This is a genomic window from Providencia sneebia DSM 19967 (assembly GCF_000314895.2).
Taxonomy (GTDB): Bacteria; Pseudomonadota; Gammaproteobacteria; order Enterobacterales; family Enterobacteriaceae; genus Providencia; species Providencia sneebia.
In genome coordinates this window covers 2,613,370-2,628,262 of sequence record NZ_CM001773.1, presented here as the reverse complement: position 1 = coordinate 2,628,262, position 14,893 = coordinate 2,613,370, and the positions used below count along the sequence as shown (strand labels likewise).

The 14,893-nt window shown below is 39.0% G+C and carries 29 protein-coding genes; 19 read left to right on the top strand and 10 right to left on the bottom strand.

Translation table 11 applies throughout. The features are described from left to right. Positions 1–9: 9 nt before the first annotated feature. From OO7_RS10835 to OO7_RS10795, 9 genes are all read right to left on the bottom strand, one after another. Complete coding sequence (locus tag OO7_RS10835; protein WP_008915999.1) at positions 10–579, bottom strand: 3'-5' exonuclease; 570 nt, start codon at positions 577–579, stop codon at positions 10–12. Continuing rightward, a complete protein-coding gene (locus OO7_RS10830) occupies positions 569–814 on the bottom strand; it encodes a hypothetical protein (RefSeq protein WP_008915998.1) in 246 nt (81 codons plus the stop codon). The genes OO7_RS10835 and OO7_RS10830 overlap by 11 nt, the downstream gene beginning before the upstream one ends. A 30-nt stretch (positions 815–844) precedes the next feature. Beyond that, positions 845–1,141, bottom strand: coding sequence for a DUF3846 domain-containing protein (locus OO7_RS10825; RefSeq protein WP_008915997.1), 297 nt, complete (start codon positions 1,139–1,141; stop codon positions 845–847). Positions 1,142–1,176: 35 nt separating this feature from the next. Next, the gene (locus OO7_RS10820; RefSeq protein ID WP_008915996.1) at positions 1,177–1,512 is read right to left on the bottom strand and encodes a nucleoside triphosphate pyrophosphohydrolase family protein; all 336 of its coding nucleotides are present in this window, start codon (positions 1,510–1,512) and stop codon (positions 1,177–1,179) included. Positions 1,513–1,581: 69 nt separating this feature from the next. Next, the gene (locus OO7_RS10815) at positions 1,582–2,259 is read right to left on the bottom strand and encodes a hypothetical protein (protein ID WP_008915995.1); all 678 of its coding nucleotides are present in this window, start codon (positions 2,257–2,259) and stop codon (positions 1,582–1,584) included. Positions 2,260–2,341: 82 nt separating this feature from the next. Further along, the gene (gene rdgC / locus OO7_RS10810) at positions 2,342–3,244 is read right to left on the bottom strand and encodes a recombination-associated protein RdgC (RefSeq protein WP_008915994.1); all 903 of its coding nucleotides are present in this window, start codon (positions 3,242–3,244) and stop codon (positions 2,342–2,344) included. 157 nt (positions 3,245–3,401) lie between these two features. Next, positions 3,402–3,581, bottom strand: a complete 180-nt coding sequence (gene csrA / locus OO7_RS10805; protein WP_008915993.1) for a carbon storage regulator CsrA — start codon at positions 3,579–3,581, stop codon at positions 3,402–3,404. A 103-nt stretch (positions 3,582–3,684) separates the two neighbouring features. Next, positions 3,685–3,915 carry a hypothetical protein gene (locus tag OO7_RS10800; RefSeq protein ID WP_008915992.1) on the bottom strand — a complete coding sequence of 77 codons (231 nt, stop codon included), beginning with the start codon at positions 3,913–3,915 and terminating at the stop codon, positions 3,685–3,687. A gap of 351 nt (positions 3,916–4,266) precedes the next feature. Next, on the bottom strand, positions 4,267–4,929 hold the full coding sequence (locus tag OO7_RS10795) for a helix-turn-helix domain-containing protein (RefSeq protein ID WP_008915991.1): 663 nt from the start codon (positions 4,927–4,929) through the stop codon (positions 4,267–4,269). Positions 4,930–4,969: 40 nt separating this feature from the next. On the opposite strand from OO7_RS10795, the gene OO7_RS10790 reads away from it, so the two are divergent. The 13 genes from OO7_RS10790 to OO7_RS16840 all read left to right on the top strand — a co-directional run bounded on the left by OO7_RS10790 (position 4,970) and on the right by OO7_RS16840 (position 11,437). After that, positions 4,970–5,191: a helix-turn-helix domain-containing protein gene (locus OO7_RS10790; protein WP_008915990.1), complete on the top strand. Its 222-nt coding sequence runs from the start codon at positions 4,970–4,972 to the stop codon at positions 5,189–5,191. Positions 5,192–5,241: 50 nt separating this feature from the next. Further along, the gene (locus tag OO7_RS17485; protein WP_008915989.1) at positions 5,242–5,703 is read left to right on the top strand and encodes a YmfL family putative regulatory protein; all 462 of its coding nucleotides are present in this window, start codon (positions 5,242–5,244) and stop codon (positions 5,701–5,703) included. A 78-nt stretch (positions 5,704–5,781) separates the two neighbouring features. After that, the gene (locus tag OO7_RS17480) at positions 5,782–5,973 is read left to right on the top strand and encodes a hypothetical protein (RefSeq protein WP_008915988.1); all 192 of its coding nucleotides are present in this window, start codon (positions 5,782–5,784) and stop codon (positions 5,971–5,973) included. Beyond that, on the top strand, positions 5,963–6,145 hold the full coding sequence (locus OO7_RS10775; protein WP_008915987.1) for a DUF4222 domain-containing protein: 183 nt from the start codon (positions 5,963–5,965) through the stop codon (positions 6,143–6,145). The genes OO7_RS17480 and OO7_RS10775 overlap by 11 nt, the downstream gene beginning before the upstream one ends. Next, complete coding sequence (locus tag OO7_RS10770) at positions 6,142–7,239, top strand: hypothetical protein (protein ID WP_008915986.1); 1,098 nt, start codon at positions 6,142–6,144, stop codon at positions 7,237–7,239. Before OO7_RS10775 ends, OO7_RS10770 begins: the two co-directional genes overlap by 4 nt. After that, a complete protein-coding gene (locus tag OO7_RS17475) occupies positions 7,236–7,481 on the top strand; it encodes a hypothetical protein (protein ID WP_008915985.1) in 246 nt (81 codons plus the stop codon). Before OO7_RS10770 ends, OO7_RS17475 begins: the two co-directional genes overlap by 4 nt. Then, complete coding sequence (locus tag OO7_RS10760) at positions 7,481–8,014, top strand: phage N-6-adenine-methyltransferase (protein WP_008915984.1); 534 nt, start codon at positions 7,481–7,483, stop codon at positions 8,012–8,014. The genes OO7_RS17475 and OO7_RS10760 overlap by 1 nt, the downstream gene beginning before the upstream one ends. Then, positions 8,011–8,355 carry a hypothetical protein gene (locus tag OO7_RS10755; protein ID WP_008915983.1) on the top strand — a complete coding sequence of 115 codons (345 nt, stop codon included), beginning with the start codon at positions 8,011–8,013 and terminating at the stop codon, positions 8,353–8,355. Before OO7_RS10760 ends, OO7_RS10755 begins: the two co-directional genes overlap by 4 nt. A 174-nt stretch (positions 8,356–8,529) precedes the next feature. Next, positions 8,530–8,913, top strand: coding sequence for a hypothetical protein (locus OO7_RS10745; protein WP_008915981.1), 384 nt, complete (start codon positions 8,530–8,532; stop codon positions 8,911–8,913). Beyond that, positions 8,898–9,275 carry a RusA family crossover junction endodeoxyribonuclease gene (locus OO7_RS10740; RefSeq protein WP_008915980.1) on the top strand — a complete coding sequence of 126 codons (378 nt, stop codon included), beginning with the start codon at positions 8,898–8,900 and terminating at the stop codon, positions 9,273–9,275. Before OO7_RS10745 ends, OO7_RS10740 begins: the two co-directional genes overlap by 16 nt. Before the next feature lies 1 nt (position 9,276). Continuing rightward, complete coding sequence (locus OO7_RS10735; RefSeq protein WP_008915979.1) at positions 9,277–9,816, top strand: DUF968 domain-containing protein; 540 nt, start codon at positions 9,277–9,279, stop codon at positions 9,814–9,816. Between the two features lie 22 nt (positions 9,817–9,838). Further along, complete coding sequence (locus OO7_RS10730) at positions 9,839–10,504, top strand: bacteriophage antitermination protein Q (RefSeq protein ID WP_008915978.1); 666 nt, start codon at positions 9,839–9,841, stop codon at positions 10,502–10,504. A 759-nt stretch (positions 10,505–11,263) separates the two neighbouring features. Further along, a complete protein-coding gene (locus OO7_RS16840; protein WP_156823143.1) occupies positions 11,264–11,437 on the top strand; it encodes a hypothetical protein in 174 nt (57 codons plus the stop codon). Here OO7_RS16840 and OO7_RS10725 read toward each other — a convergent pair. Beyond that, on the bottom strand, positions 11,434–11,661 hold the full coding sequence (locus OO7_RS10725) for a hypothetical protein (protein WP_008915977.1): 228 nt from the start codon (positions 11,659–11,661) through the stop codon (positions 11,434–11,436). The two genes, OO7_RS16840 and OO7_RS10725, sit on opposite strands and share 4 nt — an antisense overlap. A 158-nt stretch (positions 11,662–11,819) precedes the next feature. Between OO7_RS10725 and OO7_RS10720 the strand changes: the two genes are divergently transcribed. The 6 genes from OO7_RS10720 to OO7_RS16835 all read left to right on the top strand — a co-directional run bounded on the left by OO7_RS10720 (position 11,820) and on the right by OO7_RS16835 (position 14,794). Then, the gene (locus OO7_RS10720; protein WP_008915976.1) at positions 11,820–12,179 is read left to right on the top strand and encodes a phage holin family protein; all 360 of its coding nucleotides are present in this window, start codon (positions 11,820–11,822) and stop codon (positions 12,177–12,179) included. Beyond that, positions 12,172–12,564 carry a M15 family metallopeptidase gene (locus tag OO7_RS10715; RefSeq protein ID WP_008915975.1) on the top strand — a complete coding sequence of 131 codons (393 nt, stop codon included), beginning with the start codon at positions 12,172–12,174 and terminating at the stop codon, positions 12,562–12,564. Before OO7_RS10720 ends, OO7_RS10715 begins: the two co-directional genes overlap by 8 nt. A gap of 182 nt (positions 12,565–12,746) precedes the next feature. Next, on the top strand, positions 12,747–13,448 hold the full coding sequence (locus OO7_RS10710) for a Rha family transcriptional regulator (protein ID WP_269077556.1): 702 nt from the start codon (positions 12,747–12,749) through the stop codon (positions 13,446–13,448). A gap of 207 nt (positions 13,449–13,655) precedes the next feature. Further along, positions 13,656–13,832, top strand: a complete 177-nt coding sequence (gene rz1, locus OO7_RS17305; RefSeq protein ID WP_008915973.1) for a lysis system o-spanin lipoprotein Rz1 — start codon at positions 13,656–13,658, stop codon at positions 13,830–13,832. Between the two features lie 61 nt (positions 13,833–13,893). Beyond that, positions 13,894–14,202, top strand: a complete 309-nt coding sequence (locus OO7_RS16215) for a hypothetical protein (protein WP_008915972.1) — start codon at positions 13,894–13,896, stop codon at positions 14,200–14,202. A 451-nt stretch (positions 14,203–14,653) separates the two neighbouring features. Continuing rightward, positions 14,654–14,794: a hypothetical protein gene (locus OO7_RS16835; protein WP_156823142.1), complete on the top strand. Its 141-nt coding sequence runs from the start codon at positions 14,654–14,656 to the stop codon at positions 14,792–14,794. The last annotated feature ends 99 nt before the right edge of the window (positions 14,795–14,893 follow it).

The following is a 14,893-nucleotide window of genomic DNA, read 5'->3' as shown; positions in this document are numbered from 1 at the left end:
ATTTAAAAATTAGATATCGTCGTTAACTGGTTTAATTAAATGCTGGTGGATAATAGATACATATTTGGCTTGATGAATGGCGTCATCTAAAGCGTTATGAGGTTCACCTTCAAATGCAAGTGTACGTTTAGGATCAATACCCGTATTGCGTCCTAGTTCTACAATCGTTCTAACACCGCGATTGTTCCAACGTTTCCAGAACGGTTCTAAATTGACTGCATTATATGCGTTACGCAAAATAACATTGTCAAAATCAACGCCATTACCCCACACCTGAACGTCATCAGTTAACACTCTTTCTGCAAAAAGGTTTAGATCACCCAGCGATTCATCTAGCCAACAACCATCAGCAATGATAGCTGCTCTAGCTTCGCTACTTTTCTTCATCCACCAAAGCACCGTATCGGCATCAATATGAAGCCCAGCACGTTCAGAACTTATTAAGTCAACCACAGTATAAAAAGTAGGGCCAATCTCACCCGTTGAAGGTTCAAAAGCTACAGCACCTATAGAAACAATAGCGGCATTGCCTTTATTGCTCATGGTTTCTAGATCTAGCATTAAGTTTTTATATTTCATTGTTTTTCTCCAAAATTAACTTAATCCATTCTTCAGCTTGCTCATTACACGCAAGAACATCAGCCATCATTAACTCTATATCGATTGATTCTTTTGCTACGTGAGAGAGCAGCGCCATAAACTTAGCGAATTCATTTAAATCACAATCAATGAAATTAGCCCTATAAGCACCAATTAAATGATTACGTGCGAACAGAACGCCAAGTTTCATTTGTTCTTTATCGTATTTATCCATCACTTAACCTTTTAAATTTATCGGTTTTTATTAAGAAATTTCCCCATCTTTCAAGAAAATAACATCGCCAACCAAAAAGTCGTCATCAAATAATTCATTCTTAGCGTATTGTGTTGCAGTTGTGTTTATTGGGTATTTTTTGTGTTTACCATCCTCATCAATAACAATAGTGGAGTACTCAGTCCCATCGATTATCACAGGCTCATTGAAGTCAATTGTTTGAATATACCCACCAACATACTCTTGGAGCTCGGCTAGCATGAACTCGTTACCAAATTCAGGTGTAATTATTGTTGTACTATTATTTGCATGTAAAATAATTGCCATTATTCATTCCTCTTATTGCATCCCTGCGAGTTAAATTAGAATTGCTTACCGCCTTCCTTTGCGCGGTTTTCACGTTGATGGTCTGCTCGATGCTTGTTGTATTCGAGTTTTTCAGTAATGGCGCTTTCAATGTCATAGCCGAAGGCGTGTGCATAATCCAAAATACGAATAACAGCATCAGCAAGTTCAACTTCTGCCATTTTTCGATGTGGCAAGTGGTCGTCCATTAAGTCCTTGCGCTCACCCTCCATTGCCTCGCTGATTTCTGAATGAATCAGGCAGAGTAAAGTTCCTTTCTCGCGTGGGTTATCCCACCATCCAGCATCTTTATTTTGCTGATGAATTTGTTGCTGTAGTTGCTTGATGCTCATATCTATCTCCTGTTTGCATCCTTGTGAGTTAGTGACGGTTCTTTAATCCGTAGTAATAGCCACGCTTTATTATTTAAATGATAAAAGGGTGTCAATAGCTTTAATTGCTACTTTATTATTTTTATATTTATTAATTCCCCATTGAATAGCAAAGCAAGCCCACAAATAATGATGAGAATAGTCTTTGCATATCAAATCCCAAGTTTCTTCAAAAGGGGAATAGCCAAAACCACCGGTTGAAATATTCTGTATTGCCTCAATCATTGACCACTCTTCATCACTGTTTCTAAGTAGATCGTTTAATTCGCTTTTGTGGTGTTCGTATTCGAGTTGATATTGTTTAATTTTCTCTGGTGTTGAATCATCACTAGATGTCAATTCATTTTCTTTAACCCAATCATTAAAAAGCCCTTTAAGGCACTTTTCAGTTTCTTCCTGTGAATATTCTCTAGCTATATCTCTGCCACCGCCTGCGCCATGTTGTAGTTTCTCTGCCCAATAACCAGCATTGATATGGTCACCTCTGAAAAAATCAAACATATCATGCAATCGGCTAAATACCCACGTACCCATATCACCAGAGAAAACCAAATAACCGGGGTATGTAACTAAGTCAAAATAATAAACGCTTGTTTTGGGTTGTTTAAATCTAACATGTCGGTATACGCCATCTTCGTTAATAATAATCATTTCATGGTTTTTAGTTTCACTTTGAAAATGTCGTTTTGCGCCATCATAATTAGACATAATTAATACTCCACTCAAAATTTAGATAATAAGATTCCGCCTCTTAATAAAGAGAATTAATTCCTTGGTGTTGGCTAAATGGTTATTTTGATTTTTCTTTATATTTTAATAATTCAATTAATAGCTCTATTATTCTAACCATGTGAAACATAAATACAGCATTGGTGTGTCTATATTGGAAAGCTCTATCACCATCACACTCTATTTTTTCTAATGGCTTTATATTTTTGAAATCAAATTCACTAGTTAGTTTAAATATAATATCAAATGTGCTTAATTCTATTAAATTAACTTTGAAATTATTCTCAATAGAGTCTCTCACTTGCTCTCTTATTAAATTTAACTCAGCATCATATTTAACAGTTTCAAGTTTTTTATCAAACTTACGTTGTAATAATAGAAAATTGCCCGGATAAATATCAATTCCAAAGCAATCTTCAGGTGGTAAATTATCAATATGATTTAATAGGCGTGTAGTAATACCTTTCTTAGCATCATCAATATGGAATGTTTCAGTTTTAACGGTACCACAAACCTTGACTAAACTACCAAGCAATGTTTGATGCTCTGGTTTTCTTGTTGAAGACACAAATAAAAAACCTTTTTCAACATGATAAAGTGCTGTAATGACTTTACTCTTGGTAAGAGCCACTTTTAATAACTCTTCACCAACCATGCGCTTTACTTCAACTTCTAAAACATCAGAAACACCTTGTTCTTTAAGTTGCTCAATGCGTTTATTAACCTCAAACGCAATAGCGGCCTTTGGCAGTATTTTTTCATCAATACGAAAATTAATAATATAACCACCTTCGATGGGTGTAATTAATTCCCCTGTGATTTTATTTGGAACAAACCCATAACTAATAGAATGTGATTCTAAAATATCAACAAAGGGTAATTCTTTTAAATGCTGCTCTAAAATTTCAGCGCTGGGTAATTCAGCCTTAAATACCACGGCGTTAGTGATAGGGAATCGTTTCATTTATAGATCCTCAAATATAATTAACTCCACAAAATAAATAAGACCACTGACAAATAAAAAATAAACTCACCCGTGTGAACTGATTAAACATCAGTGGCCTTATCTATGTTGTAAAAAAGGGCGGTGCAGCACCGCCAAAGCGAGCAATGGCAATTAATTAATGGCTTCGTTTTTTTTCAGCCTGTATTCTTAAATAAATTTCTTCTCGGTGAACTTCAACTTCTTTTGGTGCATCAATCCCCATCCGCACCTGATTACCTTTAACCCCTAAGACAGTAACGGTAATATCATCACCAATATTCAGAACTTCACCAACCCGACGAGTTAAAATAAGCATATTCCCTCTCCATAACTCCACAATATTAAAAGGTTGCCTGAACTAACTTATCCACATCAGGCGGCTGTGGTTTTGCTGTACCCATACAACAAAATTAAATCAATTAAGCACTAATAGTGACTTTGCAGCGTTCTTGCTGATCGAAAATTTCATCATCGAGACTTTCAATTTTGCGCTGCAGTTCCGCCTTTTCTTGCTCAAGACGGTCTTGACTAGCGCGAAGTTCATTTAGTTTATTGAATTCAGCGGCCTTTTGAAGAACCCACTCGCGCACATCATCTTGCGACATTGGAACACTAAAAGTGACGATGGGTTCGTTTGGATTGCGTTGCATAAATTACCTTATCTCTCATCTTATCGATAAGTTAAATATAGCAATGAGTATTAAATATAGCAATTAGTATATTTAATGATTTTCGAAATTAAACGCAGTTAATTGATATAAAAGGATTTATTTTTCATTTCATTAAAGGTAATACTTAATAGTATTAAATTTTGTATTGAATAATTCTTGCAAATTTCACGTCAGGATATAAAGTATAAAATAAATTACTGTATAGATAAACAGGTAAACCAAGATCTATAATGTTATATTCGAGAGGAATGAAACGATGGTGATAGTTTTGGTAAGAAGTGAAGCGGGAAAATATAAGGAAGTGCTTGTTAGCAGAAAAGAAAAAGCAAGCTACCTCCTAAAGTCTCGAACCAGAAAAACGACAACACCAATAAATATGGATGAAGATAAATCAATTAATGGAACTCTATTATCATCAACAGACAGGAATCCATGACTACCACCATCTAAAAACCTATACACAGATATAGAGTTGTTTACTTGTGCTATCACCAGATCTCCAGTTCCCGGCGTTATATTCGTATCTACTATAGCGATACTTCCGTTCGGCGCCTCTGCGCATCCAGTATTGCGATTTAGTATATATGCTCGATAAGAAGGTAAAGACTTGCCCATCGGCGATATAACGTAATCATCAGTTTCACCAGATTCATTCCAAACGGATATATTAAGAGATTTATCTAGTCTGAATTTTTGTTCGCCACTGGAGCCTTCCATTTCACCAGTGCCATTTGCTAACCAATCTACATTCACACCTAGTGCGTTAGCTATATCAACTAATTTGACGGAGCCTTTGGCCTTCCCGTTCGCTAAGCGCCAGATCGTAGGTTGAGCAACGCCGGACGCTTCAGCCAAAGCAGCTTGCGTCATATTGTCTCTGTATTTCATAGCCTCTTGAAGGCGTTCTGACAGTGTCGTTTTCATGAATGCGAATTTATAGTTATGCGTATTAAAAATCAAATCCTCATTGCTATTGTATAAATTAATACTCATTGCTATTATTGCCTCACAATAATACTTAAGGGGTTAAAAAATGAAAAACAAAGCAATTCAAAAAGCAATTGATATTGCCGGGGGGCAAAAAAAATTAGCTGACTTATGTGGCGTGAGTCAGCCAACAGTTTGGCGCTGGCTTCATGGCGGTGGTGTAGATGCAAGATTAGTTATGCCTATTGTGAAAGCTACAAATAATGCAGTTTCACCACATGAAATACGTCCAGATCTATATGAGTTAATAGGAACAAGCAAACAATAACAAAACTAGCCAATTGAGTTAACTACAAGAACAACAACGGAATTGTAGATATGTGCAAACAAACACCAAAAGAAGTTGTGAAAGAAATGTGTAAAGCATTCCCCGGTGGTCGTTCGGCAATGGCGGGTGCGCTGGGTATTTCTGAAACTACCTTCAACAACAAGTTGTACGAAAAGAACGGCTGTCGATTCTTCGAACATGATGAATTAGAAGCTATGGAAGATTTATCAAAAACGACTCTGCTGGTGGAGTATCACATGGAGCGTCATGGCATCACCCCAGCAACCAAAATTGAGCCTGAAAATTTAGATCAGGTCGAATTATTTGATATTCGAATGAAGTTAGGCGCTATGCAAGGGGCTTTATCTGTTCTTATCCAAGAAAGTATTGCGGATGGTGAGTTGACTGACGATGAGATCAGGGCAATAGACCGCAAATCTGCAAAAGTATTCGGTTATGCCGCAGGGTTTATTGAGTCACTTAAAACGGTCTATGGAATTAAACAACAATGATTATCACAAGAAAGGGTGACGCCCCAGATATGCGGTCCGAGGCGTCGAGTGCTAACAACATTTGTGGAGTTAATTAGCATGAGTAGTGTAACGAATTTACATAGTCGTCCGCAAGTGAAAGCTATTTTTTTCAAGGAAAGCGATAACACTTGTCGTTTGATGTATGAGCTTAAGTTACCAGAAGGCTATGAAGAAATTAACTACCAATTTCTTCAGTGGTTGTTAGATGACTTTAACGCGACTAGCGGGAGAGAGGTCAGTGAGCAATGAAAGTGCTAATAACCTTGATCGCATTTATTTGGATAAGCGGGGGCGCCGCGTTCGTGTCATTCGTTATGACAAACAAAAGCAGTGGGTCATATTCTTGCGCGACGACTATGAACATGAACTCTTCGAGCCACTGCTTAAATTCAAAGAACAATATACAAGGGTGATTGAATGAGCTTATTAATACTAAAAACTCGCCCGCAAATAGTGATACCTGAACTTGCAGTACGCTTGGGTTTAAATGAGGCATTGTTGCTTCAGCAGGTTCAATACTGGTTGTCTGAAACAACATCAGGTGTAGATCACAATGGTCGTCGCTGGGTTTATAACACTATTGAAGAATGGCGTGAGCAGTTCCCGTATTTATCTGAGTCGACAATTAAGCGTGGCTTTAACAATTTAAAAAAATTGGGCGTGTTAAACATTGAGCAAATCAATAAACGCACTCATGACCGCACAAATTATTACTCAATAAATTATGAACATGCGTTACTTGCCGATGAGGTCAAATTGAACTCATCGAACGGGTCAGCCGAAGCTTCTCGAATAGGTCAAATTGACCCAATCGAACAGCGCAAAATGAACCGCTCGAATAGGGCAAAAGTGACCTCATCGAACGGGTCAAATTGCCCTGATCTTACAGAGAGTACAACAGAGAATACTTCAGAGATTACTACAGAGAATAAATCCTCTTCGTTGCAGAATTCTGGCGAATCCCGCAACGGGTCGGCTGGTGGTTCTATAAAAATTAATCCAGAAGCCGTTATTCACAGTCCTAACGGTCAACTATGGGGTACTCAACGAGATTTGGACTGTGCAAAACACATGTTTGAGAAAATTAAGATCATTAACCCGACCGCTAAAGAGCCTAACTACGCTGACTGGGCTAACGATATTCGTTTAATGCGAGATATTGACGGTCGCACTCACGAACAAATCTGGCACTTGTTCCGCTGGGCTAACCAAGATTCATTCTGGTACAAAAATATTTTAAGCCCTCGCAAGCTACGTGAAAAATTTGATGATTTAACCGTCAAGAGCCAAGAGCCAGCAAATCAAGGCGTCAAGGTTGATCCTGTTGAGCGTGAATCAGCATTTACCCGAATTATTTGTTCACACTCTAAGCCGCAAAATCGTACTGAAGAGATTGCGGCAAAATTAGCTGGCAATGCTGGAATACGCAGAATGAATGAGTTTATGGGGCGCAAAACGTGGATCTCAATCTGGCAAAAAGCAGCAGAGCAAGCAGCGAAAGAGGTGTCGGCATGATGCATAGCGAATCGAAGGATGTTTATGGTACTGATGTATTTGGTCTTATTGCCACATTTCATCAAGTGCGCCGCTGGTGGGTTATTCGAAAATTACGTAAAGATTGGAATGACTCTCGTTACTGCCTCGTGATGTGTAGAAAGTTCAGCCTAGTGCGCTACGAAGGCAATTTCAGTGTTCAAGAGCGATATGCGGTTATTCGGATCTATGCAGAATACCACCAGCAGCGAGGTGCTATCTGATGGCTATTCATTCCAGTAACACCGCACCTGAAGATAAAGATTGCTGGCAAACACCCCAATGGCTATTTGAAGCCTTAACGCTTGAGTTTGGTTTTTGGTTGGATGCTGCAGCAAATGAACAAAATGCTCTGTGTTCATACTTCATAACACCAGAGCAGGATGCATTAAATAGTGATTGGGTAAGTCATGGTGCTATTTGGTGTAATCCCCCTTACAGCAATATTAAACCGTGGATTATCAAAGCCGCTGAGCAATACAAGAAACAGAACCAACCAATAGTGATGCTATTACCTGCTGATAAGTCGACATCTTGGTACTCATTAGCACTAAAAACCGTCGATGAAATACGAACTGTCATTGATGGCCGAATTAATTTTGTTGATCCGAATACGGGTAAAGAGAAAAAAGGCAATAGCAAAGGGTCAATGTTTCTTATCTGGCGTCCATTTGTAGAGCCAAAAGCGCATGGAAGTCATGTATCAAAAAACCGACTTCAGGAAATAGGCAAATCTATTCTAGGGGAGGAAGCGTGAATCCATTATATCTACGAATCGTAAGTGATTTTAAAGCAGGTAACGAAATAACAACTAAGAATATCAAAAGTATATACGCATCATCTGATAGTCACACAAAGCATACGTTAGCGTTTTTACTCAAAGTTGGCGCTGTAGTAAAAACTGACCGGAAGATAGGAACGTTGATTGTTTATGTTCTTCAGCAGAATGCTTACGAAAAAGTACCAAATAAATATAAAGAAATTAAAAAACATGAAGTTAAAACAAAGTCATACATTAAGTGTGACATTAAAGAGTTAATGACAACACATAACCCATTGATATTAAAATTCGATGCGTTGCTGGCAGAAGTTAGATAATGAAAAACAAAATACCAGAAATCCACCAGTGTAAGTGCGGCAGTGAAGATCTACACATTCAAACTCTTGAGTACCGCACTTGGTTTTATGTTTATTGCCACAGCTGCGGTGCAAAAGGCCCCGCTGTAAATGATAAGCCATCAGCAGTAGCAATTTGGAATAGGGTGGTGACAAATGGTTGGCAATAAGTGCATGTTCTGTGGTGGCAATGCTGATTTGCTTTGTGATGGCGTTATTTGCTACATCGGTGGGCGAAATGATAGTGGCGTATTATCCCGATTATCATCGGCTTACACTTGCGATGCTCCTATGTGTGCAAGTTGTTCCACTTTCCATGGAAATCTTCACTGGCGCAAGGGACGCTCAGGTGGTTGTGAATCAATTGACTATTGCCCTATTTGCGAAAGTCAGGAAATAGGCTTTGGTCGCCATTATATATTTGATGACATTGGGCAGGTTAAAATTTATCGCCAAGCTCACTATGCCAAGTTCAATTCAGCTAAAGGTAATCATCTATCTGTTATCCGTGGTGGAGGTCAAATATGTCTCGATCTTTAAGTCTCATCCTACCTTTTCCACCTAGTGTGAATGCTTGCTGGCGGAATATTAACGGTAAAACATTAATTAGCGCAAAGGGGAGAGCATTTAGGGTAAATGCAATGGCATCTATCTATACGCAGCTACGCAAAAGACCAAGTGCGATTACCGATCTAGTGACTGTGACGGTAAAAATGCATCCACCAAGTAAGCGACGCATGGATACTGATAACTACTTGAAAGCACCTTTTGATGCATTAACCCATGCTGGAGTTTGGAAAGATGACGCTCAGGTTAAACGAGTAGAAATTGAGTGGGGCGAAGTTGTCAAAGGCGGTCGATTTGAAATCACCATCACGCCACATGAAAGCGCAGGGGAATAGCATGTCTCATCAATGGATATTAACTCCAATCCCCGTTCCTGAAATCAATGCAGTAATATTTAAGCCGGGTTCTCATATCAATATGTTCAGCGGCCGTATGTTGCTGATGAGTTTACCTGAGGAGCTAAGTCATAAACCCTCAGGCTTAATTTCTGTTTCTCAACACTACTTCAGCGACGCTCTTAATGATGAACGGTTATCAAAACCCATTTTAGATTTAGCGGTAGATCCCGAACCACCAGCCAGCTTTATGAAAAAGCCAAAGCCTCAGCGCTGGACTAATGATAAATACCTGCAATGGGTTAAATCTCAACCTTGCTGTGTATGTGGTGATGTAGCGGATGATGCTCATCATATTATTGATTATGGTCTTAGCGGTATGGGAACAAAGCCCCACGACTTTTTTGTCATTCCTTTATGTCGGGTAGATCATAGTGAGTTACACCGAGACCCGAAAGAGTGGGAAAAAGAGCACGGAACTCAAATAGAGTTTTTTATTAAATTGGTAAATAAGGCATTTGCCCTAGGTGTATTAGGTTAATGTGACAGCAGGAGATAACGGCATGAATTATCAATATTTAGAATATCTTCGGGCAAATGTAACCTTAGCATTAGCCAATATTAACGGAGGAACTAAAGGGCAATTAGATGCTTTTCAAGGTGCTGCATTAGTAAGAACAAGTCGATTTAAAAGAAATAAAATGCGTGATAGTACAGGAGCAATACGTGAATCGGATCCTGTTAAGTGTACTGAAACACGAATAAGTAAATCACCGATGCCACCAATATTGGAAATAACATTCTGTCTTAGTTCATGGCGTCGTGCTGTTAATAAGTTAGATGAAGCTCATAAGGCATGGCTGTTGTACTGTTATGCATATGATTTGGATTATAACCATCAAGTAGAAATATGTAATTACGTGTGGGAGCAGTTTAAACCCTCACTATCAGGGAAACGGATCACCAAAAAGGTAACGGCCAGATTAATGCAATTGGTATGGTTAGCGGCACAAGATACCGCTTCAAGGTTTGGGGAGATCCTAACACTTGATAAATATACCGATACAGCATTAGCAAAATTAGTTGGCGTCAGTAAGTCAACATGGTCAGAGATATATCGGGATCATTGGACTATGTTGGTTTCTATTGTAGAGCGGATAGATCGTGAGGTTTTATTGTCGGTTTCAAATATTAGAAATGAGTCACGTTCTTGCAATTTAACATCATAATACTTGCAAAAACGAACAAAATAGGCCATATTTAATGCTAATTTGATATGTTGCCTAAATTGTATATAACCTTGCTATACGGTTTTTTTGTTATAGCTACTTGCACAAATCACCTTATAAGCTATATTGATAAGGCGATAACCAAGAAATTAAAGCCGTACCTTATTTTGCCTGTTAATAGTGTGCTGTGCTATTAACGGGTTTTTTTATGTTCTTTTTGGGGATTCAGGGTAAAAAAATGCCACCTCTGGAGTGTAGGTGGCTAAATAAGGGATAAATTGATGAGGCTTTATAATAAGTGAAATAAATCGAGCAATGTTTCAATGAATATAGCTCATTAATTTAAAAAAGAAAATGGTCTATATTAAATGGTTGCTATTTGATTAATCTCATTCGGACAATGAAAACTCTATTTGCCAGCTTCTATCTTTCACATAGCAGCATTAAAGCGAGTCGGGTTTTCATTGTGGGGAATGCCAAGGCTGATTGGCTAACTCGCATGGGGAACCTGAATGCATACACTCTCAGCGTATACCTCCACAAACACCATTTCGAACAACAAAATATTCCAAGAATTATTCCAAGGGCTGCGCATTGCGTGGCCTTTTTTGTTTCTACCATTTTGTTGGTATCACCGAAATGGTCACCATTTTGCCAGCGCCGAGAAAATGCTTTTTCATATATACATCAAGCTAACTTAACGCATAGCAATTCAACTTAACGCATTAGTGCATTTTCTATTAAATAAGAGAGGTAGTTATGGGCAATCAATATTTAGAACAGGCAGTTGCTGCATTATCAGCGCAAGTCACACAGCAAAATGCTAAGATTGCAGAATTAGAAAAACAGCTCACTGGCATACAAGCGGCAATGAGCTGTGAATTAGGGTCTGGAGCAATGACTAAGATAAAAATAAAAACTCAAGGGGCTTAAATACGCTCAATCTTTAAATTTTTTATTTTATCAGAAAGTTCTTTATGTGCCTTTTTAATCCCATAGTCCTGATGAGTTGATGCGTACTCATCTAAATTAGCTATCACGCAATCCCTTATATCGGGTGTTAACACTGATAGACTAGCTAAAGTTATGTTCAATGCAGATTCCAACGCTTCAATTCTTCTCAGGAGAGGGAGCGAATCTAAAGGTATATGAGACATATATTTCCTCACACCGAAGTTAATCAGCCATCCCTTCGGTAAGTCACATAGGGCTGACCTTCTAACTTAACTCAAACATTCATTAAGTTCATTAATCTAAATCCGGCTACCTGCTGGTGGCTTTCTATTAACTAAATTCCTCCTAAGGGGAGGTGGGTATGAAACGTATGCCAGATAAAATTGAATGGTGGGAGCAAATACTGCGCTGGCTGCAAAACATTCTCCCACTCCTCGGTGGATTCTCATTTGCCACTGCAATTGCTTATATCCGCGAACGTCGAGAAGGTTCTCACTGGAAGCAATCATTAGGTGAAGCCATTATGTGCGGCTTACTCAGCGTAGGCACAATTAGGCTGATTGACTGGTGGCTTTCTCGAAGCGGTGATGCTGAGGCGTGGTCAGTCTTAGCTGAATTCTGTGGTGTCATGATTGGTTTTCTTGGGACTAAGAAGCTGTATGCGCTGTTAGAGGCGGTCATACAGATCATTAAAAATCGTTTTGGAGCAAAAAATGACTAGCTTTAAATTCAGCCAGCGAAGCGAAAATAATCTTAAGGGCGTCCATCCTGATTTAGTTAAAGTTATTCGTCGTACTTTGGAAATAACCCCTGTCGATTTCATCGTTATTGAAGGCCTGCGAACTCAGGAGCGACAAAAGCAACTGGTTGCACAAAAGAAATCACAGACAATGCACAGTCGCCACTTAACCGGTCATGCAGTGGATATCATCCCTGTGAATACAAAGTGGCAGGTTGACGAGTTCAAACCTCTATTGAAAGCGGTTAAACAGGCTGCTGATGAGTTAGGTATTAAATTACGCTTCGGCATTAACTGGAAGAGTGACCCATCGCTACCAATCGAAACCAAGTTCATTGATTGCCCACATATTGAGATCCCCACTTAACTAAATGATTTAACCGACAGGCTTCGCAATCGCGAGGCCTTTTTTATCTCTGCGTTTTATGCACACCGAAAGTGCAAATCACATCGAGCCAATATTTAGGTAATGAGCCTTTGAGGGGATCAGTTATAGCTGGTGTCGCTTCGATGGGCTGATTTCCTATTTCGGCAAGGGTTCATTACTAAATAGGTAGACACCATGAAACAATTAATAAAAAATCAGGAAAACAACCTGTAGTCACAACAGTGACTATTGCAAATGAGTTTGGAAGAAGGCATGACAATGTTCTTCAAAGCATTCGTTCATTGATAGAAAGTGGTCATTTAGGACTCCTTGATTTCAAGGAGTCGTCTTATTTTAATAAACAAAAGAAAGAACAGCCATGTATTGAATTAACTGAACGCGGTTTTCTAATTGCAATGCCATTTATTGGCGGCGAAAAAGCAAAAGATGGACAAGTTCGATTGGTTGATAGCTTCATTCAGTTTCGTGAAAGAGCAAAGAAAGAAGAAGAGATCCAGCGACAGCGTGACATTGCTAGAGTGGAGTATCGCCCAATGTCAGACGCGCTAAAAGAAACTCGCCAGCAAGAAGGTAAGGAGACTCAATATTTTCACTACAGCACTGAAGCCGATTTAATAAACGGTATTGTCCTCGGTAAAAAATCAGCTAAGTTCAAAAAAGAAAATGAGATAGGTAAAGATGAGGCACTCCGTGATTATCTGACTAAGTGGCAAATTAAAGCGATTACTGAGCTACAGCGTGCCAATACGGTATTTATTTCAATGGGTTGGGATTATTACCAGCGAAAAGAGTCGCTACAAGGTATTTTTAATAAAAACTTCCATAAACCATTAATGGAAGAGCAGGTGAGGTTAAATGAATAATGACCATGTCAACTAAGGGGTTGGTGGCTATTTGCGTCGCTCTAGTATTTTGGCTTAATTGGGTGATTGATAATCATGAAAAACTAAAAGATAACTATAAGCACTTGAAAGATAAATTTAGTGAGTAAGTAGCCATCACTGCCGACTACGAAAAGCGCATTAACGCCCTTCACGAACTCGACACCAAACACACAACGGAACTCACAAATGCAAAAGCTGAAATTGACCAGTTACGTATTGATGTTATCAATGGCACTAAGCGCTTGCGGGTCAAAGCCGAGTGTCCAAAGTCCGAAGCGAGTACATCCGAAAGCGGAAGCAATGAAAGTTCCGCACGACTTAGTGAAGCAGCTGAACAAGATTATTGGCGTCTCAGAGAAATGATGGCTGAGAACGAAAAGCAAACTTTGTATTTGCAGGATTACATTAGAACGGAGTGTTTACGATGAATGAACAGGTTTCAAAGGCGCTTACTGATTTATTGGAAAAAGCATCAAACGGCATTGATTCAACAGTTGCATTTAGTCACGCCAATTTACCAGATGTGATTCATCAATTACTAGCGTGGAAAATGACAATGGGCATTATCTGGTCTGTTGTCGGAGTGGTGCTTATTGCACTAGCTATCTTTATGCCGATATGGGCTAAGAGGGCTAAATCTAACGGTGCTATATGGACATATCATGATGGAGAAAAAAATACAACATCAACTCTACTATGTATGACTTTTCCAGAACGATATTCCCAGCGTTAATTTTGTTTTTCGGTGCTGTTATTTCGATTGGCGGGTTTTCTATGTGGCTGAAGATACTTTTAGCCCCAAAGTTATACCTAATTGAATACGCAGCATCACTGATTAAGTAATTGTGAGCGAAGCGCGGCATTGTCGCTGTCTCATGTGTTAGCTGTGACCCAGATCCTTAACTCGGTAGCGCATATTGAGAATCAAAAACAATGAATCCGGCATTCACTTATTGCATGCTAGCAACGTCAGCTATCGGAGAAGAAACGGCGTGACTTATGGAGAGACATAATTTTATTTAATTCTACAAATGCTATTCATTGAGTAGCATTGATAGAGTTTTATATAAGTATTCAGTGTTCATAGTCTCAGGATTCACGAGAGTTATATAAATAGACCCAGAATAATATTCCAATAGCCATCAGTTAATCACTGGTGGCTTTTTTCATTTGTGGAGAAAGTTATGTCAGAACTCACATTAAAGATATCAGTCGATACAACAGACTTAGATAAAGTCGAAGCTCAACTCAAACGTATTAATGGTCTGCTTGTCAGTACAGGAATGAAGAAGCCAGCCAGTGGAGGGTTTGCAGCTGATATTTAGTCGTATTCACTAAACCTAAAACGGAWGTTAGTCGTTACGTAAGGTTACCGTAACGTTTTTTAGGGTTTAAGTTAGGTTCGTTCCGTTCCGGTCCGGCCG